16 protein-coding genes are annotated in these 22,063 nt (G+C 68.3%); 8 read left to right on the top strand and 8 right to left on the bottom strand.

Translation table 11 applies throughout. The annotated features are described in order from the left end of the window. Positions 1 to 4 precede the first annotated feature (4 nt). Together AC06E7_RS10710 and AC06E7_RS10705 are read left to right on the top strand one after the other, a co-directional pair. Positions 5 to 496 carry a methylated-DNA--[protein]-cysteine S-methyltransferase gene (locus AC06E7_RS10710; RefSeq protein WP_478064581.1) on the top strand — a complete coding sequence of 164 codons (492 nt, stop codon included), beginning with the start codon at positions 5 to 7 and terminating at the stop codon, positions 494 to 496. A 52-nt stretch (positions 497 to 548) separates the two neighbouring features. Further along, on the top strand, positions 549 to 1,814 hold the full coding sequence (locus AC06E7_RS10705; RefSeq protein WP_478064579.1) for an alkaline phosphatase family protein: 1,266 nt from the start codon (positions 549 to 551) through the stop codon (positions 1,812 to 1,814). 63 nt (positions 1,815 to 1,877) lie between these two features. Here AC06E7_RS10705 and AC06E7_RS10700 read toward each other — a convergent pair whose 3' ends face one another. Together AC06E7_RS10700 and AC06E7_RS10695 are read right to left on the bottom strand one after the other, a co-directional pair. Then, positions 1,878 to 2,060, bottom strand: coding sequence for a 30S ribosomal protein THX (locus AC06E7_RS10700; protein WP_068850363.1), 183 nt, complete (start codon positions 2,058 to 2,060; stop codon positions 1,878 to 1,880). Between the two features lie 108 nt (positions 2,061 to 2,168). Beyond that, positions 2,169 to 2,582: a MerC domain-containing protein gene (locus AC06E7_RS10695; RefSeq protein WP_093533140.1), complete on the bottom strand. Its 414-nt coding sequence runs from the start codon at positions 2,580 to 2,582 to the stop codon at positions 2,169 to 2,171. 163 nt (positions 2,583 to 2,745) lie between these two features. On the opposite strand from AC06E7_RS10695, the gene AC06E7_RS10690 reads away from it, so the two are divergent. The 5 genes from AC06E7_RS10690 (at position 2,746) to AC06E7_RS10670 (ending at position 9,745) form a co-directional block, all read left to right on the top strand. Next, positions 2,746 to 4,932 carry a TonB-dependent receptor gene (locus tag AC06E7_RS10690; RefSeq protein ID WP_478064577.1) on the top strand — a complete coding sequence of 729 codons (2,187 nt, stop codon included), beginning with the start codon at positions 2,746 to 2,748 and terminating at the stop codon, positions 4,930 to 4,932. Between the two features lie 94 nt (positions 4,933 to 5,026). Continuing rightward, entirely contained in the window at positions 5,027 to 6,253 is a 1,227-nt protein-coding gene (locus tag AC06E7_RS10685; protein ID WP_478064575.1) for an MFS transporter, read from the top strand. 89 nt (positions 6,254 to 6,342) lie between these two features. Further along, a complete protein-coding gene (locus AC06E7_RS10680) occupies positions 6,343 to 6,909 on the top strand; it encodes a TetR/AcrR family transcriptional regulator (protein ID WP_068850351.1) in 567 nt (188 codons plus the stop codon). After that, a complete protein-coding gene (locus tag AC06E7_RS10675; RefSeq protein ID WP_478064624.1) occupies positions 6,906 to 8,561 on the top strand; it encodes an MFS transporter in 1,656 nt (551 codons plus the stop codon). Before AC06E7_RS10680 ends, AC06E7_RS10675 begins: the two co-directional genes overlap by 4 nt. 8 nt (positions 8,562 to 8,569) lie before the next feature. Next, entirely contained in the window at positions 8,570 to 9,745 is a 1,176-nt protein-coding gene (locus AC06E7_RS10670) for an HlyD family secretion protein (RefSeq protein ID WP_478064574.1), read from the top strand. Between the two features lie 211 nt (positions 9,746 to 9,956). Here AC06E7_RS10670 and AC06E7_RS10665 read toward each other — a convergent pair whose 3' ends face one another. From AC06E7_RS10665 to creB, 6 genes are all read right to left on the bottom strand, one after another. Then, on the bottom strand, positions 9,957 to 10,442 hold the full coding sequence (locus AC06E7_RS10665) for a Fur family transcriptional regulator (RefSeq protein WP_068850345.1): 486 nt from the start codon (positions 10,440 to 10,442) through the stop codon (positions 9,957 to 9,959). 14 nt (positions 10,443 to 10,456) lie between these two features. Next, positions 10,457 to 11,860: a glutamate--tRNA ligase gene (gene gltX / locus AC06E7_RS10660; RefSeq protein ID WP_478064572.1), complete on the bottom strand. Its 1,404-nt coding sequence runs from the start codon at positions 11,858 to 11,860 to the stop codon at positions 10,457 to 10,459. Between the two features lie 68 nt (positions 11,861 to 11,928). Continuing rightward, a complete protein-coding gene (locus AC06E7_RS10655; RefSeq protein ID WP_478064570.1) occupies positions 11,929 to 17,499 on the bottom strand; it encodes a dermonecrotic toxin domain-containing protein in 5,571 nt (1,856 codons plus the stop codon). Between the two features lie 140 nt (positions 17,500 to 17,639). Next, entirely contained in the window at positions 17,640 to 18,959 is a 1,320-nt protein-coding gene (gene creD / locus AC06E7_RS10650) for a cell envelope integrity protein CreD (protein ID WP_478064568.1), read from the bottom strand. A gap of 61 nt (positions 18,960 to 19,020) precedes the next feature. After that, entirely contained in the window at positions 19,021 to 20,457 is a 1,437-nt protein-coding gene (gene creC / locus AC06E7_RS10645; RefSeq protein ID WP_478064567.1) for a two-component system sensor histidine kinase CreC, read from the bottom strand. A gap of 1 nt (position 20,458) precedes the next feature. Next, on the bottom strand, positions 20,459 to 21,154 hold the full coding sequence (gene creB, locus AC06E7_RS10640; protein ID WP_478064565.1) for a two-component system response regulator CreB: 696 nt from the start codon (positions 21,152 to 21,154) through the stop codon (positions 20,459 to 20,461). A gap of 45 nt (positions 21,155 to 21,199) precedes the next feature. Here creB and AC06E7_RS10635 point away from each other — a divergent pair, with 45 nt between their 5' ends. Beyond that, positions 21,200 to 22,057, top strand: coding sequence for a 23S rRNA (adenine(2030)-N(6))-methyltransferase RlmJ (locus tag AC06E7_RS10635; RefSeq protein ID WP_210131498.1), 858 nt, complete (start codon positions 21,200 to 21,202; stop codon positions 22,055 to 22,057). Positions 22,058 to 22,063: the final 6 nt, after the last annotated feature.

Genomic DNA, 22,063 nt, shown 5'->3' with positions numbered 1-22,063 from the left:
CCGCATGAACCTGCTCTACGACACCTTCGACAGCCCCATCGGCGCACTGACCGTCGCCGGCGACAGCCAGGGCATCCACCACATCCTGTTCAAAAACAACCGCTACGACGCCAAGGGCCGCGCACAGTGGCAGCGCGATGCGCATGCGCTGCGCGAAGCGCGCACCCAGCTGCTGCAGTATCTGCGCGGCGAACGCAGCGGCTTCGAACTGCCCCTGGCCCCGCACGGCACCGGGTTCCAGCTGCGCGTGTGGAAGGCGCTGGCCGACATTCCGTTCGGCGAAACCTGGAGCTACGTGCAGCTGGCACGCCACATCGGCCAGCCCACGGCCAGCCGCGCGGTGGGCGCAGCCAACGGACGCAACCCACTGCCCATCGTGCTGCCCTGCCACCGCGTGATCGGCAGCAGCGGCGCACTTACCGGGTTCGGTGGCGGCCTGGAAACCAAGGCCGCATTGCTCGAACTCGAATCGCGCACGCAGCCGCTGTTCGCCTGACCGTGCCATCGGTTGTCTTCGCCGCGTCACTGCGGCGGACTATCATGGGCGGATGATTTCCGTCCGCCTTTCGCTGGCGCTTGCCGCCGCCCTCGCGCTGACCAGCTGTGCCAGCGCGCCGCCCACGCCCACGCCGCCAACGGCGGCTGCCGCCGGCGCCGCTGCGGTTGTGGCCACTACGCCGAAACTGCTGCTGGTCTCGATCGACGGCCTGCGTGCGGACATGCTCGACCGTGGCATCACGCCGAACCTGTCGCGCATCGCGCACGACGGCGTACGCGCCCGCTGGATGACGCCGTCGTACCCGTCGCTCACCTTCCCCAACCACTACACGCTGGTCACCGGGCTGCGCCCGAACCACCACGGCATCATCCACAACAGCATGCAGGAAGAGGCGCTGGGTCGGTTCCAGGTCAACCTGCCGGAAGCGGTGACCGATTCGCGCTGGTGGGGTGGCGAGCCGATCTGGGTCGGCGCGGAGAAGGCTGGCCTGCGCAGCGCCACCTGGTCGTGGCCAGGCAGCGAGGCGGCCATCCAGGGCGTGCGGCCGAGCCAGTGGCGGGTATACAGCCCCGATGTGCCCCTCGCCGACCGCGTCGATGACGTATTGCGATGGGTCGGCGATGACGGCCCGGATGCGCCGCGGCTGGTCACCCTGTACATGGAGCAGGTCGACAAGGCCGGCCACCATTACGGTCCGGATTCCCCCGAGTACGCCGCCGCCATCGTCCAGGTGGACACGGCCATCGGTCGCCTGCTCGACGGCCTTGCGGCACGCGGCCTGGATGGCAGCACCAACCTGATCGTGGTCTCGGACCACGGCATGGCGCAGGTACCCGATGGCCAGACCATCGCGGTGGAAGACATGGTCGACCCCACCATCGCCAGCAACGTGTCGACGGGCCAGTCGATCGGCTTCGCCCCGCTGCCTGGAAAACAACCGGCGGCCGAGGCGATCCTGCTGGGCGCGCACGCGAACTACGACTGCTGGACGCGGCAGACGCTGCCGGCGCGCTGGGAGTACGGCTCCAATCCGCGCATCCCGCCGATCATCTGCCAGATGCACGAAGGCTGGAACGCCCTGACCCGCGAGCGCCTGGCCGAGCGCAAACCCGGCGACCGTGGTTCGCACGGCTACGACAACGCCCTGCCCTCGATGCGCGCGATCTTCATCGCCCGCGGTCCGTCGTTCAAACAGGGCGCCACCCTGCCCGGCTTCGACAACGTAGACCTCTACCCGTTGATGACGCGTCTGCTGGGCATTCCGGCCGCCCCGAACGATGGCAATGCCGAGACGCTGGTTCCTGCGTTGAAGTGATTGCTCGAAACAAAAAAAACGCGGCGCAAGCGCCGCGTTTTTTCGTCGGACCTGGCTGAGCGATCAGCCGGCCTTGGCAACAGCCTTCTTGGCCACTGCCTTCTTTGCCGGGGCCTTGGCCACGGTCTTCTTGGCGACCGGCGCAGCTGCGCCCACGGCCACCTTGCTCACCGCGTGCGAACGCGAATTGCCGTAGCTGGCGTTGTAGCGCTTGCCCTTGGCGGTCTTGCGGTCACCCTTACCCATGTCGTCAACTCCTTAGTCTGAAATCTGATTACCCCGTGCTGACACGGGTTCGGCGGGCCCGTCCTTGCAGACGCCCCCGCGCACGATCGCAAAGCCTACCACAGCACCTCAGTGCGCACAGCTCGCATCATGGACGTGCCCGTGGTTCAGGCGCAGGTTGACCAGGTGTGCAACACCCACCAGCACCCCGCCCAGCGTCATCACCACCGCATGCGGCACCGCCGAATGGTGCAACGGCCCGTACAGCAGCCCCGCCCACAGCGCGGTCAGGCCCGGCACCAGGAAGCCCAGCGCGCGCAGCGCCCCGTGGCGGCGATAGCCCCACACCAGGCTGAACAGCCCCAGCAGGGTCACGAAGCTGACCAACGCCAGTTCCACCCCGTCGCCCAGCCACACCGACAACCCCAATGAGGGCGCCGCCGCCAGCAGAACAGGCAGCACGGCGCAGTGCACCGCACACAGCAGCGAGCCGGTGGCACCAAAGCGATCCAACAGATGACGGAGGCGGGGGAACAGGGGCATGACTTCCAGCAGGGTCGGCGAAGCGTTATGGAATAATATAACATCAATCCCGACGCGCACTCCCTCCCCCCTGCCTCACCCGGTTCCACCCTCCCGATTTGACGGGATTGGCGCGCCCCACCATTGATACATTGTAACAATTCGACCGACGGATCCCTTGCCCATGCGCTCTTCCCGCTCCCTCACGCCGCACGCCCTTTCCCTGGCGCTTGCCGCTGCGCTGCTCCCAACCCTGGCCCTTGCCGCCGACGATACCGCCGAGCGTGACCACCACCTGACCGAACTGTCCGCAGTGAAGGTCACCGCCAGCCCGCTGCAGGGCGATGCCGAATCGCTGGCGCGCCCCGTGGACGTGCTCGCCGGCGAGCGCCTGGACGAACAGAAGGCCGGCACCCTCGGCGACACCGTGGCCAAGCTGCCCGGCGTGCAGAGCACCTTCTTCGGCCCCGGCGTCGGCCGCCCGATCATCCGTGGCCAGGAAGGCCCGCGCGTGGCCGTGTTGTCCAACGGCATGGGCAACATGGATGCCTCCACCGTCAGCGCCGACCACGCCACCAGCATCGAACCATTCCTGGCCGACCAGATCGAAGTGCTCAAGGGTCCGGCCACCCTGCTGTTCGGCAGTGGTGCCATTGGCGGCGCAGTCAACGTGGTGGATGGCCGCATCGCCCGCGACCTGCCCGACCGCCCGCTCAGCGGCCGCGCCGAACTGCGCGGCAACTCGGTCAACGACGAACGCAGCGGCATGTTCCGGCTCGATGGCGTGAACGGCAACTGGGTGCTGCATGTCGATGGCCTGGTCCGCAACGGCAATGACTACCGCATTCCCGGCTACGCGGTGATCGACGGCCTGGAAGACCACAGCGGCCACGACCACGAAGAGGGCGACACCGACGAACCGCGCCGCGGCACCCTGGACAACAGCTCAATCCGCACCCGTGCTGGCGGCGTCGGCGCCACCTGGCTCGGCGAAGGCGGCTATTTCGGCGCCTCGGCCAGCACCTACCGCACCAACTACGGCATTCCCAACGGCGCCCACGTGCATGCCGACGACGACCATGATCATGACCACGACCATGGCGACGAGGAAGAAGAAGGCGACGAGCACGACGTGCGCATCGACATGGTGCAGAACCGCTTCGAAGCCAAGGGCGGCATCTACAACCCCGTGTCGTTCCTGAAGAACATCAACCTGCGCACCGCCTACACCGACTACGAACACGTCGAGCTGGAAGCTGGCACGCCGTCCACCCGCTTCACCAACCGCGGCGTCGAAGCCCGCCTGGAAGCCGTGCAGCAGCAGATCGGCGGCTGGGACGGCGCGTTCGGCCTGCAGTTCGGCAACAGCGATTTCGGCGCCAAGGGCGAAGAAGCCTTCGTGCCCGATACCGGCACCCGCAACGTGGGTCTGTTCGTGCTGCAGGAAAAGCAGTTCGGCCCGTTCAAGCTGGAACTGGGCGGCCGCCACGACCAGGTCAAGCTGGACCCGACCGGCGACTACCGCGCGCGCACCTTCGATGCCACCAACCTCTCGGCGGCCGGCATCTGGAAGCTCAACGACGCCGTCGACCTGCGCTTTGGCGTGGATGGCTCCGAACGCGCGCCGACCAACGAAGAGCTGTACGCCGCCGGCGCGCACATCGCCACCCGTTCGCTGGAAATCGGCGATGCCAACCTGAAGACCGAACGCGGCCAGCGCGTGGAGCTCGGCATCCACACCCACAGCGACCGCCTCGATTTCTCCGCGTCGATCTACCAGACGAAGTTCAAGGACTTCATCTACCTGGCCGACACCGGCGTGGTCGAAAGCCTGCCGGTGCGCCTGTGGACCCAGCAGGATGCCACCTTCAAGGGCGCCGAGGCCGAAGCCCTGGTGCACCTGTTCGAAGGCAACAGCGGCGACTGGGACCTGCGCGTGTTCGGTGACTACGTCAAGGCCGAACTGGATGGCAGCGGCAGCCGCAGTGTCGACATCGCCGTGCCGCACGGTGACCACGACCACAACTACACCGTGGACCTGGCCAACAGCGGCTACCTGCCGCGCATCTCCCCGGCACGGGTCGGCGCCGACCTGCGCTGGTCGCGTGATGGCTGGCGCGCCTCGGTGGGTGCAGTGCGTTACAGCAGCCAGAAGGACACCGCGCAGAACGAAGCCGAGAGCGCGGGCTACACCCTGGTGGACGCGCACTTCGCCTACCGCTGGGACCGCTCGGACAGCAACAGCTACGAGGTGTTCCTGGACGGCAACAACCTGACCAACCGCGAGGCGCGTGCGCACACCTCGCTGCTGCGAGATTACTCGCCGCTGCCGGGCCGTGGCGTGGCGTTCGGCATCCGCGCGTACTTCTGATCCCCGCTGGGGTCACTGTCTGACCTTCGGGGGCCGCACGGCCCCCGTTTTTTTGGTCGTACAATCCGGAACATCCACCGACCCGGAACGTCCCATGCTTCCAGCGTCCCCCGCCCCGCGCATGCATTGGGGCCTGCTTGTGGCGGCCTCGGCGATCCTGATGGTGACCATGGGCGTGCGGCAGACGTCGGGGCTGTACGTGGACCCGATCCACCGCAGCACCGGCGTGAGCATCGTCGAGATCAGCTTCGCGCTCGCGATCGGGCAGTTCGTCTGGGGCGCGGTGCAGCCGGTGTTTGGCGCGGTGGCCGACCAGCGCGGGGCATGGCCGGTACTGTTGGGCGGCACGCTGATCCTGGTGGCCGGCCTGCTGTTGGCGCCACTGCTGACCAGCCCGCTCGGGCTGAGCTTCACCTTGGGCCTGTTGATGGCCGCCGGTGCCGGTGCGGGCAGCTTCTCGGTACTGATCGGCGCCACCGCGCATCGCCTCCCCGCCGAAAAACGCTCCTTCGCCGCCGGCCTGATCAACGCCGGCGGTTCGCTCGGCCAGTTCGTGTTCGCCCCGCTGGTGCAGTGGGTGATCAGCAGCGCCGGCTGGGCGCGGGCGATGTGGGTGATGGCGGCCGCCGCGCTGCTGTCGCTACCGCTGGCCTGGCCGCTGCGGCGACGTGCCGGTGACCATGCCGCGGCTGACACCGTCGATGACGATGGCCTGCGCGCCCAGCTGCACGTGGCCGCGCGCGACCGCAGCTATTGGTACCTGCACCTGGGCTTTTTCACCTGCGGGCTGCACATCGCGTTCCTGGTTACCCACCTGCCCGGCGAAATCGCGCTGTGCGGGTTGTCGCCGACGGTCGCGTCCACCTCCATCGCCCTGATCGGGCTGTTCAACATCGCCGGCAGCCTGCTGGTGGGCGCACTCGGCCAGCGCTACCGCATGAAGTACCTGCTGTTCTGGATGTACGCCAGCCGCGCGGTCATGATCGGCGCCTACCTGCTGGCCCCGCCCACCGCGCTCACCTTCTATGTGTTCTCCGCCGCGCTGGGCTTCACCTGGCTGGCCACGGTGCCGCCCACCGCCGGCCTGGTCGGCAAGCTGTTCGGTCCGCGTTACCTGGGCACGTTGTTCGGCCTGACCCTGCTCTCGCACCAGCTCGGCGGCTTCTTCGGCGCGTGGCTGGGCGGGTTGGCGCTGGCCCATTCCGGCAACTACCTGTGGATGTGGTACGCCGACATGGCCCTGGCCGCGCTGGCAGCGCTGATCAACCTGCCGATCCGCGAAGCCCGCTACGGGTGCCATGCGGTTCCGGGCGCGCGCTGACTTCACGCCTCGTTGACCAAGCAGAGCGGCCTCATACCGGTATCGCCTGCCCGGCTTCCATTGCGGACATTCCTGTCCGAAAATAGCCCATGCAAAGTCAACGTGCCGATGCGGCTGCCCGCCGCGCCCTGATCCTCGATGCCGCCGACAGCGTGTTCGGCCAGCATGGCGTGACCGCACCGCTGGACCTGGTGGTCGAAAAGGCCCAGGTCGGCCGCGCCACCCTGTACCGCAACTTCCCCGACCGCACCGCGTTGATCGAAGCGCTGCTGGACCGCACCGTGGCCCGCATCGCGCGCCAGGTGGAAACCCTGGGCGATCGCGACGACGCCTTGTTCGAGGTGCTGCAGGGCATGGCCTCGCGCATCGTGCAGTCGCCCGCGCTGGCCGACTACTGGCGCGCGGTGGACCCCGACGAACCCACGATCAAGGCGGCGCGGCAGACCGTGCACGCCCTGCTCAAGGCGCCCATCCAGCGCGCGATCGATGCCGGCCTGTGCCGCCCGGACCTGCAGGCGGCCGATATTTCGCTGATTTCAAGCATGCTGGGCGCCGCACTGCGCGGCAAGACCCGCGAGGAGCGCGCGCGGCTGGCCGGGCGCGCTCTGCAACTGCTGCGCGGAGGGCTGGGCGGACAGGTCGACGGGAGTCGCTGATGCCCGAGTACCTCAAGCCCATTCCCGATTGGGAGGAACACGAAAAGCCGACCCTGCCCGGCTCGGCGTCGATGCCGTGGCATCCGCCGCACCGCCGTGTCGCCTATGCGCTGGTCGCACTGCTGGTGGGCATCACCGGCGGGCTGGGCAACGCGCTGGTCACCGCCAACCTGCCGTTCCTGCAGGGCCAGCTCGGGCTGACCCCGACCCAGGGAAGCTGGCTGGTGGCCGCCTATGCGATGGTCAACGTCACTGCCAACCTGCTGGCCTTCAAGTTCCGCCAGCAGTACGGCATCCGCCTGTTTGCCGAGATCGGCCTGGGCCTGTATGCCGCGCTGGCAGTACTGCATCTGTTCGTGGGCAGTTTTGAAACCACCTTGATGATGCGCGCCGCCAGCGGTTTTGCTGGCGCAGCGTGCAGCACGCTGGGCACGCTGTACATGCTGCAGTCGCTGCCGCGACGCTATACCGGCAACCTGCTGGTGATCGGCGTGGGCATCTCGCAGATGGCGTTGCCGATTGCCTGGCTGGTGTCGCCTGGCCTGGTGGATACCGGCCAGTGGCACAACCTGTACCTGTTCGAAGCCGGCCTGGCGCTGTGCGCATTCGCCGCGGTGGTGATGCTGAAGCTGCCGCCTGGTGCGCAGATCAAGGTGTTCGAGCCGATGGATTTCCTCAGCTTCGCGCTGTTCGCACCAGCGGTGGCGCTGCTGGTCGTGGTGTTGGCCCAGGGCTACCTGCGCTGGTGGTTCGACACGCCATGGCTGGGCTGGGCACTGGTCGCCTCGGTCGCGCTGGGCACCACCGGCGTGGTGGTGGAACACTACCGGCGCAACCCGCTGCTGCAGACCCGCTGGCTGGCCAGCCCGGCAACGCTTCACTTCATCTTCGGCGCGTTCCTGATCCGCTTCCTCACCACCGAGCAGTCCTATGGGGTGATCGGCCTGATGCGCCAGCTTGGCATGGGCCCGGACCAGATGCGGCCGCTGTTCGCGGTGATCCTGGCCGGAGTGATTACCGGCATTGCCACCAGCTCGCTGACCTTCGGGCCCAAACGCATCGTCGCGCAGCTGCTGATGGCGATCCTGCTGCTGGGCACCGCCGCGCTGCTGGACCAGAGCCGCACCAGCCAGGACCGCCCGCACGATTTCTTCCTCAGCCAGTTCCTGGCCTCGATGGGCGCGGGCATGTTCATGGGCCCCTTGATCATGATGGGCATCACCCAGGCGCTGAAACAGGGCACCGACCACATGATCACGTTCCTGGTCACGCTGTCGATCACCCAGACCCTGGGCGGGCTGGCCGGTTCGGCGGTGCTGGGCACGTTCCAGCTGCATCGTGAGCAGGTCTATTCCAGTGCCTTTGTCAGCCAGCTCGACCCCAGCGACGGCGTGGTCGCCCAGCGCCTGAAGCTGCAGCAGCAGATCTATGCGCCGCTGCTCACCGATCCGGTGCAGCGCAGTGCCCAAGGCACCGCGCAGCTGGCACAGATCACCCGGCGTGAGGCCAACGTGCGCGGCTTCAATGACGTGTTCTCGTTGAGCGGCCGGGTTGCCTTGATCTTCCTGGGCTGGCTGCTGTTGTTGTCGTTGCGCACCGCCGTGCTCAAGCAGTGGCGCAAACGCCATCCCCACCCCGTCTCCCTGCAATAGGTCCATCCATGTCCACGACGCCTCCGCGCGATGACAATCCTGATGAGGTCAACCCGCCGGTGCCCACCGATGCCGCACCGGTAACCGCACCGGCAGCGCCTGCCGCCGCCGCAGCGCCAAGCAGTGCACCGAAGTACCTCAAGCCCAGCCGGGCCAGCGTAGCGGTGATGATCGTGGTGGCGTTGATCGGCATCGCGCTGATCCTGCGCGCCTGGTCATTGTGGCCGTTCAACAGCAGCTGGGTGAGCACCGACAACGCCTATGTGCGCGGCCAGATCACCGTGCTGGCGCCGCAGGTCAACGGCTATGTCACCGACGTGCTGGTGAAGGACTTCCAGCACGTCAGGCAGGGTGAACCGCTGCTGCGCATCGATGACCGCATCTACAAGGAAAAGGTGGCGCAGGCGCAGGCGAACCTGGACAGCGCGGTGGCCGCCTTGGCCAACTCCGACCAGGCGCAGGCACAGAACCGCGCGCAGATCGGCGCGGCCCAGGCGGCACTGTCGGCCGGCCAATCGGAACTCGCCCGCTCGCGCACCGAACTCAAGCGCTATGAAGAACTGGCCGACCAGCAGCTGGTGGCGCTGAACGACCGTGACAAGTTCCGCACCAGCGCGCAGGCCGCGCAATCCTCGGTGCAGCAGTCGCAGGCGCAGATCCGCATTGCCGAAGAAACACTGACCTCCACCCAGGTCGCGCGCAAAGGCCTGGAAGCCGGCGTGGAAACGGCCAAGGCGCAGCTGGAACTGGCCCGCATCGACCTGGCCAACACGGTCATCCACGCCCCGCGCGACGGGCAGGTGAGTGAAGCGTCGGTGCGCTTGGGCCAGTACGTCACCGCCGGTTCGCAGCTGCTGTTCCTGGTGCCGGACACGCTGTGGGTGGTGGCCAATTTCAAGGAAGGCCAGACCTGGAAGATGCGCATCGGCCAGCCGGCCACCTTCGCGGTGGATGCCTTCGACGGGGAACGGTTGAGCGGCCACATCGAGCAGATCGCCCCGGCCACGGGCTCGGAATTCAGCGTGCTGCGCCCGGACAACGCCAGCGGCAATTTCACCAAGGTGGTGCAGCGTCTGCCGGTGCGGATCGCGATCGACCCGGACCAAGAGCTGGCGCCGCGCCTGCGTCCAGGCATGTCCGTGGTGGTGCGGGTAAACACCGCCTCGACCGCGAGGGACCGGTAGGGTCGGTTCCCGAACGACCGCCGACCCCGTTGATCGGCACTTGGACGCATGACCCCGGGCCGGAGCCGCGCCTTCGTTGCAGGTCACGCGTTACCGGACCCTGCACCTTTATCGGTGGTCGTTCGGGAACCGACCCTACCGTCAGCGCAGCGTCTTCATCATTACCGGCGCGACCGGCGCCGTACTGCCGATCAACCCGCAGGCGGGTGCGTCATCCCGCGCAGCGGGCGCACAGGCCGTGCACTTCCAGGGTCTGCGCCTGCGGCTGGAAGCCCAGCTCCTTGGCGCGTTTTTCCAGCTGGCTGACGATGTCGCGGTCTTCCAGCTCCACCGCGCTGTGGCAGCTGTTGCAGATCAGGAACGGCACCGAGTGCTGCGCACTGCTGGGGTGGTGGCAGGCCACGAAGGCATTCACCGATTCGAGCTTGTGCACAAAACCATTCGCCATCAGGAAATCCAGCGCGCGGTACACGGTGGGCGGGGCATCGGCGCCCACGCCCTTGCCGCTGCGAACCCACTCCAGCAGCTCATACGCCTTGACCGGCTTGCCGGCCTCGGCAATCAACCGCAGCACGTTGGCGCGGATCGGCGTCAGCCGCAGTCCGCGCTCCGTGCACACGCGCTCCACCACCTTCACGAAGTCCGAAGCGTCGTGAACGTGATGGTGTGGGGCGGTACAAGCGGTCTTGGCGGACATGCGGTCTCCTGTGCTCAGGCCGTCGGTACTTTAGTGAGTGCGACGTCGATGCGTTTCAAGGCCTCTTCACGCCCGGCCAGGAACACGGTCTGGGAAATGTCCGGGCTGACCTGGGTGCCGGTGATGGCCACGCGCAGCGGCTGGGCGACCTTGCCCATGCCGATCTCCAGCGCGGTGGCAACGTCGTGCAGGGCCACCGACACGCTTTCCGCGGTCCACTCGCTCGCCGCAGCCAGCAGCTCGCGGGCCTTGCCCAGCGCCAGCTCCGCGCCCGGCTTGAAGTGCTTGGCCACCGCCGCCTCGTCGTATTCGACCAGCGGCTGGTACCAGACCACGGCCTTCTCCGCCATTTCCTTCAGGGTCTGCACGCGGTCGCGCAGTGCCACCACCACGTCGGCCGGGGCCGGGCCGGCGCCCAGGTCCAGGCCCAGCTTGTTCAGCTGGTAGACCAGGAGAGGGGCGATGTCGGCCGGGCTTTCGGTCTTCAGGAAGTGCTGGTTGACCCAGCCCAGCTTGGCCATGTCCAGGCGCGAGGCCTTGGAATTGCAGTTGGTCACGTCGAACAGGTCGATCAGCTCCTGGCGGCTGAACAGCTCCTGGTCGCCATGCGACCAGCCCAGCCGGGCCAGGTAGCTCAGCAGCGCGTCGGGCAGGTAGCCGGCGTCCCTGTACTGCATCACGTCGGCCGCATCTTTGCGCTTGGACAGCTTGGCGCCCTGCTCGTCCAGGATCATCGGCATGTGGCCGAACTTCGGCACCGGCGCGCCGATGCCTTCGTACAGGTTGATCTGGCGCGGGGTGTTGTTGATGTGGTCGTCGCCGCGGATGACCTCGGAGATGCGCATGTCCCAGTCGTCCACCACCACCGCGAAGTTGTAGGTGGGGAAGCCGTCCGGACGGAAGATCACCATGTCATCCAGCTCGCTGTTGGCGATCTCGATGCGGCCCTTGATCAGGTCGTCGAACACGACCGTGCCTTCCAGCGGATTCTTGAAGCGGATCACCCGGTTCGGATCGTCGCGGTACGGCAGGTTCAACTCACGCGCAGCGCCGTTGTAGCGGGGCTTTTCCTGCTTGGCCATGGCGGCCTCACGCATCGCATCGAGCTCCTCGCGGGTCTCGTAGGCGTAATAGGCCTTGCCGTCGGCGATCAGCTGCTCGGCCACTTCCTTGTAGCGGGCCACGCGCTGGGTCTGGTAGATCGGGCCCTCGTCGTAGTTCAGGCCCAGCCACTCCATCGCCTCCAGGATCGCGTCGATGGCGCCCTGGGTGCTGCGTTCACGGTCGGTATCCTCGATGCGCAGCACGAATTCCCCGCCACGGTGGCGCGCCTCCAGCCAGCAGTACAGCGCCGTGCGGGCGCCGCCGATGTGCAGGTAGCCGGTGGGACTGGGGGCGAAACGGGTGCGGCAGGTCATGGGGGGCTCGGGAGAACGGGGATCGGGACAATTTTACCTGCCCCGGCCGACATTGGGGGCCGGAGCGTTCACGTTCCCCCACCCGCCGGCCCGACGTGCTCGTACAGCGCGGTCCAGCCGCGCGCGGCGGCCTGTTCCTGCATCCGTTCCGGGTGGATCTGGCGCAGGTGGAACTGCATCCGCCGGCTGCCCGGGGTCGGGATCGCCCCGTACATTTCAGCCAGCGTCTCGGCGTTGGCGTCGCCCAGGGTCCGCGACGACAGCCGGCTGAAATAGCGCGACCCGAACAGGTTGTTCACCCACTGGTTGAAGCGCGAGAGTTTCTTGAACACCATCAGCCCGAAGTTGGGATCGTAGAGCAGGTATTCGCGCCGCCCGTTGTCCAGCACGTTCACGCCGCAGGCCATGCTGTGCTGCGTGCCGCTGAAGACGAAATGGCTGCTGCGCGCGGTGTTGGCAAGGAAATCCGCCAGTGCATCGACGTGGATCAACGATGCCGCCGACATTGAACCGGGCTGCAGGGCCGCGCCCTGCGCGTCGCGGATCAGCGCACGCAGCGCGACCGCATGCCGGCTGTCGGGCTCGCGGATCGCCTGGCGCAGGTGCTCCAGCACGTGCAGCTCTTCGCCCTGCCCCATCGCCGTGGCCATGATCCGCGACAGTCCGGTGCACATGCCCGCTGCGGACAGTCCGTTGCCTTCGGCCAGCAGGCCCTGGGAGGCCTGGATGAACTGGCCGCCGGCGATGTAGACCGAGTCGTGCACCACCTCGTTGACCACGGTGTAGCGCTCGGCACGCAGCGTATTGTCCAGCCGCTCGATGATCACCGACAGTGCGCCCTGCTGCACCGCGTCGAGATGGCCCGACACGAACAGCTCCTTCATCTGCTCCAGTGAGGCGCTGTCGCGCGCCTGTTCCGGCGTCATCACCCGCTCCCAGTGATTCACGCCCCACTGGAAATCCTGCGAGCTGCTGTCCACCGAATGGGAGTGGGTGCGTTCGACCAGGGAATTCAGGGAACCGCGATAGCTGCGTTCCACCGACTGCCTGCGCTTGCTGGATCGGCTGATCGGTGCGCCGCCGCGCAGGCCGACGTCGCTGTGGGGTTCCCACGCCCCGTCGGCATTCAGCCGTACCGGCTGGTGGTAGAAGCTGCCCGGCTGCGGATTCTGCAGCCGCCAGGTGCCATGGGCACGGTCGAAGGCCACCTCGTAGGCGTGCCCGCCCTGGCTGATGTATCGCCGACCGAGGTAGTCGTGGACGCCATTGTCGGCGGCGCGCGCTCCGGACAGCGCCACCGGCCGGGCGTAGCGCTCGGCCAGCTGCGCCAGTGGATCATCCACCTGCTCCCACGCCGGCGTCTGTATCGCCGGTTGCAGTCGTGAACCATCGCGCGCGGCCACCGCCGCCAGCCGCGCCGTGCCCAGCGGCGCCGACAACGCCAGCCCAAGGGCACCGCCTGCTGCCGTGCCAAGGCCAGCACGGCGTTGGCCGGGCGTATCGCCGTCGATCGTCTGCTCCACGCCCACCCCCAGCTGCAGCGCCGACAGCACCGCCACCACGGGCAGCGTTTCCGGCAGCACCAACGCGACCAGGCCCATCGCCTGCTCACAGCGCTCCAGGCGCGGCATCCACCGGCGCCGGAACGCTTCCCACTCCGAGGTCATCAGCGTCTGCGCATCGCGGCGCGCGCGTTGCCGCAGCCGCGCGAGCAGTGCCTGCGACGCCTCGCCGCTGATCGGCACCACCGCACCCCCGTGTCCGAAGATCGCCTGGGTGCCGGCACCGAGCGCGGTATGCACGCCGTTGGACATCCAGCCGTCCTGCAGGTCGGCCAGGTCGAATGCGGTCTCCAGCCATTGCCGCCCGGCGTCGGTGGCTGCGGCGCGCTCGATCCAACCCATCATGTCGGCCTCGCTGGCGAACTCGTGGAAGCGGTTGCGGTCGTTGGGGAAGTACAGCAGTACCTCCGGCCCCACCTCGTCGCCAACGTGCAGCACGGTCGAGGCAATGCCATGGACCTGCAGCCAGCCGGTGCGCACACCGGCACGCGCAACCGGCCGGTAGGCGGGATCCTGCGACTCGGCCGCGGACATCGTACCGAACACACCGAGGGCCAGCTGCATGCCGCGCGCGGACAACGATCCGTCGGCATGCTGTTGCGCGCAGCCGTACAGGTAGCCGCCGCGCAGCGTGGTCAACACGGCCGGCGCGTGCGCCTCCCAGAACCGGTCCAGCGCGCGCAGGTAGTCGCCCTGCACATCCAGTTCGCGCGCCATCGACAGCAGCTGCGATGCGTCCAGTCCCACCACCTCGCTGTTCTCGTCGAACACCGCGCTGTCGCTGCTGGTGTACAGGCCCAGCAGGCGCGCGGGGGTATCGTCAAAGCCGGCCGCGCGGGTCATGGCACAGTCGGCGAAGCTTGCCGCCGCCTGCTTCTGCGCCCGGTTGTGGACCCACCCACTTCGCGTCTGGTCGCTTGGATACCCGTCCTTGAAGGACACGATGTAACAACAGCTGCTGTCGAACGCGGTGCGGTAACGGCGCATGATTTCGTCATCCAGGCGCTGTTGGACGAACGGTACCAGCAGGGGATAGGCGTGCTCGACCAGGCTGCGGCCGGCACTCAGCGCGTGCAGCCAGCGCGCGCCGTCCATGCCGGCATTGCGCAGCGCACCCGGGGTGCCGGCCGGAAAGCGCGCCGTCCAGTGCGCCGCGCTGCGCGCGTTCAGACCGTCCATGTCCAGCGCGGCCAGCTCGCCTGCCGCGGCCAGCACCGGCACGGGAACCGGCAGGTACGGCAGGGCCAGCGCCGAATCGAGCGCATTGAAGGCCTCACGGATGCGCGAAGGCGATGACAGGCCGGCGGCGCGCAGCTGCGCATGCCGCAGCTCCAGCGCCTGCATGAACAAGGCCCAGCGGAAGTCGCCGTCGATCCCGTAGGCCTTCACCACCGGCAGCGCGCCCTGCTGCCAGCGCGCGTGCTCGTTGACGGCCACGCGCACCGGCAACTGGTGGCGCACCTCGTCGGCAAGCTGCTGCAGCGCGGCGTCACTGCAGTTGAATGCCTCGATCAACGGAATCCGGGTGGTGCTGATCACCAGCGTGATCGGCGCCTGTGGCGAGGCCGCGGCTTGCGCGGTGACCAGCAGCACGCCGTGCAGCGGTACCGCATGGCCACGGTCGTTGGCCGCCAGCGCATGCACGTCGATCTGCCAGCCCGGCAGGGCCAGCGCGCGGCCGTTGGCGGCTTCGGCAAGATCGAAACGCGTCGGGAAGTCGGACAATACCTTGACCGCTGCGGCCGCGTCGTCGCCGAGCTGGCCCGCCGCATTCAACAGCACCGCCGTACCGGCGAGACGCCGTCCGATGCCCGAGACGAACCCTTCCGAACCCGGCGTCGGGCGGGCATGCCAGGCCTGTTCAAGGCACGCATCGTACCGGCGGCGGAAGGCGCCCAGGTAATCGCGCCCCTGCACCCTTTTGAACTCCTCCAGGGTCAGCTCGCGGCACTCCTGCACCGGGAAGTAGGTTCCCGGTACGCAGCGGTAGTAGAGCCCTGCATGACCCGTGTCGGCGTCGACCGGCAGCAGTGCCGCCCCCACCAGGGTGTGGGTGCTGACCAGCCCGCTGCGTACCCGCCGGTCGGGCGGGAGCAGCCGATGCTGGTTGCGGAACAGCGCGCCGGGCGGGCGCAGCTGGTCGGCTTCCCAGGCGCGCCATTGCTGGCTGTCCTGGAAGGTGTTGAGGTAGATCGTGGTGGGATCGATCCGCTGGCCGGTCACGTTGAGCAGGTCGGCGGCGACCTGGCGCGCGAGATCGGCGTCGAGATTCGGCAAGGCGGCGGCGGACAGGGTCAGCGCCCGCTCGGAGGCCACCACGTGGCGCCACGCCGCGGTCAGGCGCTGGTGCTGCTCGCTTGCGTTGCGACCCATCGACTGCACCCAGGTCAGCATCCGCGAGCGCGTCACCGCCAGGTCCACCCCGGCCGGTGGCGCGAGCGCGGCGGCGCCCGGCGGCGGCGCCTGCTGCGCCACGTCGACCAGCAGGCGGGTGGCCGCGTCGAGCCGGGTGCGCTCGGTGGCATCCAGCCCCTCACCGCCGTTGCGTGGCGCGGGGAGGGGGCGAAGCGCACGGCGCACACGCGCCCTGCCCTCCGCGGGCGGAGGTCCGCCCAACGCATCGATGACTTCGCGTGCGATCCCGTTGGACGCCAGCAGGGTGGCCACGGTGTCGCGCAGCGACGTCGCATCGCCTCCTGCGCTCTTGTGCACGCGTTGCCACAGCACGTCCCAGATCGATCCGTCGCCGTCGCGGTCGATCACAGTGTCCAGAAGCCGCACTACGTGCTGCGTGCGCTCGGCCACCCGCGCAGCGTCCGATTCCGGCCCAGGCTGCCGTTCCGGTTGCACGTCCGCCGTGGGCGCAGTGGCCTGCGTGTCGCCGGATGCCCAGCGCCAGCCCAGCGTCGCCACGCCCAGTCCGCCGCCGACCAGGCTTGCGGCCAGCGCCAGCATGCTGCGGCCGCCCTGCCGCGCTGCGCCCGACGCCACCGCGGGCGGCGCGCTGGCAATGACCGGGATGGGCGCAGCACTTCCTGTTGGCAACACAGCGTCCGCCGTACCCCAACGCAGCGCCTTGATCCCGGGCGCGAGCCCGGCAACGAACAGCACCGCATCGCCCAGTGCGCTTCGCAGGCTGTGGCGCGTCGTGGCGGCCAGGGCTGCACGCTCGGCGACCGACAACAGCCACTGGCCCAGCCGGTCGCCGCGACCGCCCTGGGTAGCCAGCAAGGGGTCTGGCGCGCCGCCGGCCAGCTGATCCAGCGTCGCCAGTATCCGGGCGCGCTGGGCATCGCCGATCAACGGCACGCCCGCGTCATCGATGCTGTCGAACAGCGCCGGCAGCGCGCTGCGTGCATCGATGCAGGCGCCATTGAGCGCGGCGGCCGCAGCGGCCTGTGCCACCGCACGATCGACCTGCGCCGGGGTCAGTGTCGGCATCCAGTCGCACAGCTGCTGGCGCACCGCGTCACGCTGACGGGATGGCGACATGCTGCACAAATGCTGCGCAACCTCGCGGGCGTCTGCCATGCCGAGGGCGCGCGCGGCATCAAGTGCTGCGTTCCAGTCGCGTCGGGACTGGTCCACCGGGCGGTACAGGGCATCGCGCATCGCCTGCAGCAGCGTATTGCGGCGAGCGACCGCGTCGGTAAGCAGTGCCCGCAACGGTGCGCACTGCACTTCCCAGTCCACCCGTGGCAAGGTCAGCAATGCCATCAGGCAGCTGCGCCAGGCGGCCCGCTGCGCGGGCGGAAGCGCCACGGGCAGCAGCCGGTCCAGCGCATCGTCCACCAGCCCCTGCGCCATCGGCGCGGCCAGCGCGGTGCGGTGGAAGTGCGGCTGCAGGGTCAGGAAAAAATGGGCATCCAGCGGCCCCTGTCGCAAGGCAGCGGCGAGCGCGTCCAGCTCGCCGCGCGGTATGCCGTCCAGCCACAGTCTGCGCGTCGGTGCGCACGCCGGCGTGTTGCGGATCGACAGCGGATCGACAGCAGGCCGATGGCGCGACGATGGCGGGGACGACGGACGGGCCGGTGCGCCGCCAGCACGGCCCACCGGGGACAACGTAAGGTTCGCCATGGACGTGTGGTGAGGTGACGAGGGGCTGGAACCTAGCGCGATCCACTGCGGTTACCAGCCTGCCCTTGTCCCAGCAGCGTCCGGTGGTCCCACACGAAGCCGGAAGCGTCGTGTGGGATGGCGAATAACGTCAGCGCCGCCTACTTCAGGCCCGCGCCCAGTTCGTACCAGTCGATGCGGCGCGTGATCCACATTGCCGTGGCCAGCACCGCGAACAGCAGCAACGAGCCCATCAGCAACGCATTGTTCTCCGACACCAGCAACCCGTACAGCGCGCCGTACAGCACCGTGAGCATCCCGGCAAAGCCCATGCCCCGCACCCAGCTGCGCAGCACGCCCGACAGATACACCGCCTGCAATCCAATACACGCCACTGCAGACACCACATACGCCACCCAGAACGGAATGTGCTCGGACAGGCTCAGCAGCAGCAGGAAGAAGATCGCAAGCGCCAGGCCCACCATCAGGTACTGCAGCGGGTGGATGCGCAGGCGCTTGATCAGCTCGAACAGGATGAAGCCCACGAACGTCAGCACGATGAAGAGGATGCCGTACTTGCTGGCGCGGTCGGCCTGGGTGTAGATGTCGACCGGGTTGACCAGCTCCACGCTTACCGTTTCCGGTTCCACATCGCGGTTGTCGCGCAGCTGGCGCTGGGCCTCCGATGCCAGCGAGGATACCGCCCACTCGGCGTCGAAGCCCTTCTCACCCACCTTGCGCTCGTTGGGCAGGAAGCTGCCACCGAACAGCGGGTGCGGCCACGGCGAGCGGATCGCGATGCGGCTGTCATCCCCGACCGGCACCACCGCCAGCGAACGGGTGCCATCGAGCACCAGCGACAGGTCCACCCTGCTGGACTTGAGCATGCCGCCGGTGTTGTCGGCGAAGCCCTGCAACGGTACGTGCAGGCCCTTGCCGATGCCGGTGACATCACCGATGCCCGGCTGCAGCGTGAGCGCTTCGCCATCCACCTTCAGATCGGGCGAGCCGACCAGGCCGCGCACGTCGGCAATGCCCACCGCCAGGTACGGTGTGCCGTACACGCGCCCCGCCTTCACCGGGTAGTCGTCATCGCTGAACTCGGCGCTGACCTTGGCCTTCCAGGTGTAGACCGGCACGCGGAACAGGCCAACCCGGCGTTCGTCGGGCAGCATGCCGCCATCGACGACCAGCTTGGACGGCATCTGCAACCAGTAGCTCTGCTCCACCTGGGTTTCGATCTTCTTGGTACCGGCCGCGTCGATCACTTCGACCTGGCGGGTCTCGGTCCACGGCACCACCCGGATCGGCCCGGTCAGGGTCTGCGCGCCGGCCCGGCTCTGCGCCACGCGCAGGTAGGCCTGGTCGCGGTATGCCTCGCGTTCGCTGATCACGCCCTTGATCATCATCAGCGGGATCAGCAGCAACAGGATCAGCCCGCCCACGATGGCGAACCGCAACAACATCTTCAGGGATTTCATCACCCGTCCTCGGTTGGGAAGGGTGCCAGCTTCAGCGCTGCCGGTGTGCGGGGTTTGTGGTCTATTTGAAGCGAATGTGAAGTGACGCGATGGCGCCGCCGCCTTCGCGGTTGCGCAGGCTCGCGCGGCCGCCGTGAAGGCGCGCCACTTCCTGTACGAACGACAGGCCCAGGCCGGAACTGCGCTGGCCGGTGGCCGGCCGCGCCAGCGAGTAGAAACGCTCGAACACCCGCTCCAGCGCGTATTCCGGCACGCCGCTGCCACGGTCGGCCACCCGCAGCACCACGCCATCGCCTTCGCGCGAAGCGCCCAGCTGCACCCGGCTGCCTGGGCTGGAGAACGCCAGCGCGTTCTCCAGCAGGTTGTTCAGGGCCTGCCGCAGCAGGTAGGCGTCGCCCTGGATCTCCAAGCCGTCGGCAACTTCAATGCCCACCGCGACGTCGGCCGCCTGCGCCCGCATCGCCACGGCATCGGCAGCGGCCTGCAGCAGCGGCGCCAGCGCGATGCGTTCGCGCTTCTGCAGCCAGCCGTGCTGTTCCACTTCGGCCAGCGCCAGCAGCTTGTCGATGGTTTCGGTCAAGCGCTGTTCCTGGCCCTGGATGCTGCGTGCGAAATGCACCCGGTCAGCATCGGGCAGCGGCTCCTGCAGCAGTTCGGCCGCGCCGCGGATCGCCGCCAGCGGGCTTTTCATCTCATGGGTCAGCGACTGCACGTACTGCTCCACGTACGCCTTGCCTTCCAGCTTGCGGCGCATGGTTTCCAGCGCCTGCCCCAGATCGCCGATCTCGTCGCGGCGCGGCCTGGGCGGCGGCACCGGTTCGCCGGCGCTGACCGCCTTGGCATAGCGGTTGAGCCGGTTCACGCCGTGCATCAGCCAGGCCGTCATCAACAGCCCGATCAGTGCCGACAATCCGATCAGCCACGCGCCGCGCTGCAGAATGGCGCGCTGGCTGGCGGCGATGAACGGATCGATGCTGCGGTTGGGCTGGGCCAGGCTGAGCACGCCGATCAGCTTGCCGGGGTCAGCCGGATCATGGATCGGCGCGGCCACGTGCATCACCGAATGGACTTCATCACCGGGCGTTTCCGGGCTGGAGCGCGCGCCGTATTCGCCGCGCAGGGTGCGGTAGACATCGTTCCAGCGCGAATTGTCGCGGCCGATGTCCTGCCCGGTGGAGTCATACACCACGATGCCGCGCGCATCGGTGATGGTCACGCGGTAATCGAGGCTGCGCTTGGGAAAGCGCCACACCATCGCCTTGGGATCGCGGCGCTGTGCGCGTGCCAGGCTGGCCACGAACGGGCCATTGCGGATATGCCCGGCCTTGAGGTCGGCCGCGGCCATTTCCGCCAGCACGTTGGCCGCATCGACCAGGGTCGACTCCATCGCCTGGCGCACCCCAGGCTTTACTTCGTTGACGAACACGCGCATCACGAAGAATGCGGCGATGCCCACGATCAGGAAGAAGCCCAGGAACAGTTTCAGCCCGAGCCGCACGCTACACCTCCAGCGCGTAACCCACGCCGCGATGGGTGCGGATCGGGTCGGGCTCGGCCCCGGCGGCGCGCAGCTTGGCGCGCAGGGTCTTTACGTGGGTGTCCACGGTGCGGTCGGCGCTGTCGGCATCGGTATCCCAGCCGCGGTCCATCAGCTGGGCGCGGCTGAGGATCGCGCCGGGGCGCTGCAGCAGTGCGGCCATCAGCGCGTATTCGTAGCGGGTCAGGTCCAGCAGCTGCCCGCCGAAGCGGATACGGCGGCCTTCGCGGTCGATCGCAAAGCGGCCGTGCTGCTGCCAGCCGGCCGCCTCCGCGGGGGCCGGTGCCACCGCGCGGCGCAACCGCGCCCGCACCCGCGCCACCAGCTCGCGCGGCGAGAACGGCTTGGCCACGTAGTCGTCGGCGCCCAGCTCCAGACCCAGCACCCGGTCGAATTCGTCATTGCGGGCGGTCAGGAAGATCACCGGCACGTCGCTGAAGGTGCGCAGCGTGCGGCACACCTCGAAGCCGCTCATGTCCGGCAGGCCCACGTCCAGCAGCACCACGTCCACCGGCTCCTGCCGCAGCAGCTGCAGCGCCTGCCCGCCCAGCAGGCAGTGGCGGGCCCCGTAGCCCTCGCTGCGCAGCGCGTAGAGCACGGTATCGGCGATGGCGGCTTCGTCTTCGACGACCAGGACGTTGTGCAGGGGGCGGTTCATGCGCGCAGCATAGCCGCTGGGGCCGCCGCCCCGTACACTGCGCCGATGAATTACCGCCACGCCTTCCATGCCGGCAACCACGCCGATGTGCTCAAGCACATCGTCCAGCTTGCCCTGCTCGACACCTTCAAGCGCAAGGACAGCCCGTTCTTCGTGCTGGACACCCACGGCGGCGCTGGCCGCTACCTGCTGGCCAGCGAGGAAAGCCGCAAGACCCTGGAGGCCGAGGACGGGGTGATGCGGCTGATGGCCCAGCCCAAGCTGCCGGCCGTGGTCGAGCGTTACCTCAAGGCGGTGCAGGCCGACAACCCGGTCGGGGCGATGATCAGCTACCCCGGCTCGCCCCTGCTGAGCGCGCAGACCCTGCGCGAGCAGGACCGCATGGCCGTGTGCGAGCTGCAGGATGCCGAAGCGGCCTCGCTCAAGGCGCTGTTCGCGCATGACAGCCGGGTGGCGGTGCTGCACGCCGACGGCTACGCACAGAACAAGGCGCTGCTGCCGCCCAAGGCCAACGGCGTGAAGATCGGCCGTGGCCTGGTCCTGATCGACCCGCCCTACGAGGGCCAGGATGCCGAGTACCAGCGCATCCTTGCCTCGGTGAGCGAGATCCTGGCGCGCTGGCCGCAGGCCAGCTTCGCCATCTGGTTCCCGATCAAGCAGCGCCGCACCATCCTGCACTTCCTGCGCAAGGCCTGCGCCCTGCCGGTGAAGTCGGTGCTTACAGTAGAACTACTGGTTCGGCCCGATGACTCTCCCCTTCGGCTCAACGGCAGTGGCATGCTGTTGCTCAACCCGCCCTGGCAGTTCGACCAGGTGCTGGCCCCGGCCATGCCTGCGCTGAAGCAGTATCTGGGCGAAGCCGGCGCCAGTACCCGCCTGCAGTGGCTCAAGCAGGCCGAGTAACGCCAC

The organism is Stenotrophomonas sp. Steno-Z4, from assembly GCF_056393145.1.
The sequence above is the reverse complement of the archived record's forward strand: the minus strand, read 5'-3'. Positions and strand labels throughout refer to the sequence as shown.

Coding starts and splice junctions, on each gene's coding strand:
- AC06E7_RS10665 (WP_068850345.1), bottom strand. CDS start 10,442: ATGTCCGCCAAGACCGCTTGTACCGCCCCACACCATCACGTTCACGAC.
- AC06E7_RS10680 (WP_068850351.1), top strand. CDS start 6,343: ATGCAAAGTCAACGTGCCGATGCGGCTGCCCGCCGCGCCCTGATCCTC.
- AC06E7_RS10690 (WP_478064577.1), top strand. CDS start 2,746: ATGCGCTCTTCCCGCTCCCTCACGCCGCACGCCCTTTCCCTGGCGCTT.
- AC06E7_RS10710 (WP_478064581.1), top strand. CDS start 5: ATGAACCTGCTCTACGACACCTTCGACAGCCCCATCGGCGCACTGACC.
- gltX (WP_478064572.1), bottom strand. CDS start 11,860: ATGACCTGCCGCACCCGTTTCGCCCCCAGTCCCACCGGCTACCTGCAC.
- AC06E7_RS10695 (WP_093533140.1), bottom strand. CDS start 2,582: ATGCCCCTGTTCCCCCGCCTCCGTCATCTGTTGGATCGCTTTGGTGCC.
- creB (WP_478064565.1), bottom strand. CDS start 21,154: ATGAACCGCCCCCTGCACAACGTCCTGGTCGTCGAAGACGAAGCCGCC.
- AC06E7_RS10670 (WP_478064574.1), top strand. CDS start 8,570: ATGTCCACGACGCCTCCGCGCGATGACAATCCTGATGAGGTCAACCCG.
- AC06E7_RS10705 (WP_478064579.1), top strand. CDS start 549: ATGATTTCCGTCCGCCTTTCGCTGGCGCTTGCCGCCGCCCTCGCGCTG.
- AC06E7_RS10685 (WP_478064575.1), top strand. CDS start 5,027: ATGCTTCCAGCGTCCCCCGCCCCGCGCATGCATTGGGGCCTGCTTGTG.
- AC06E7_RS10700 (WP_068850363.1), bottom strand. CDS start 2,060: ATGGGTAAGGGTGACCGCAAGACCGCCAAGGGCAAGCGCTACAACGCC.
- AC06E7_RS10655 (WP_478064570.1), bottom strand. CDS start 17,499: ATGGCGAACCTTACGTTGTCCCCGGTGGGCCGTGCTGGCGGCGCACCG.
- creD (WP_478064568.1), bottom strand. CDS start 18,959: ATGAAATCCCTGAAGATGTTGTTGCGGTTCGCCATCGTGGGCGGGCTG.
- AC06E7_RS10635 (WP_210131498.1), top strand. CDS start 21,200: ATGAATTACCGCCACGCCTTCCATGCCGGCAACCACGCCGATGTGCTC.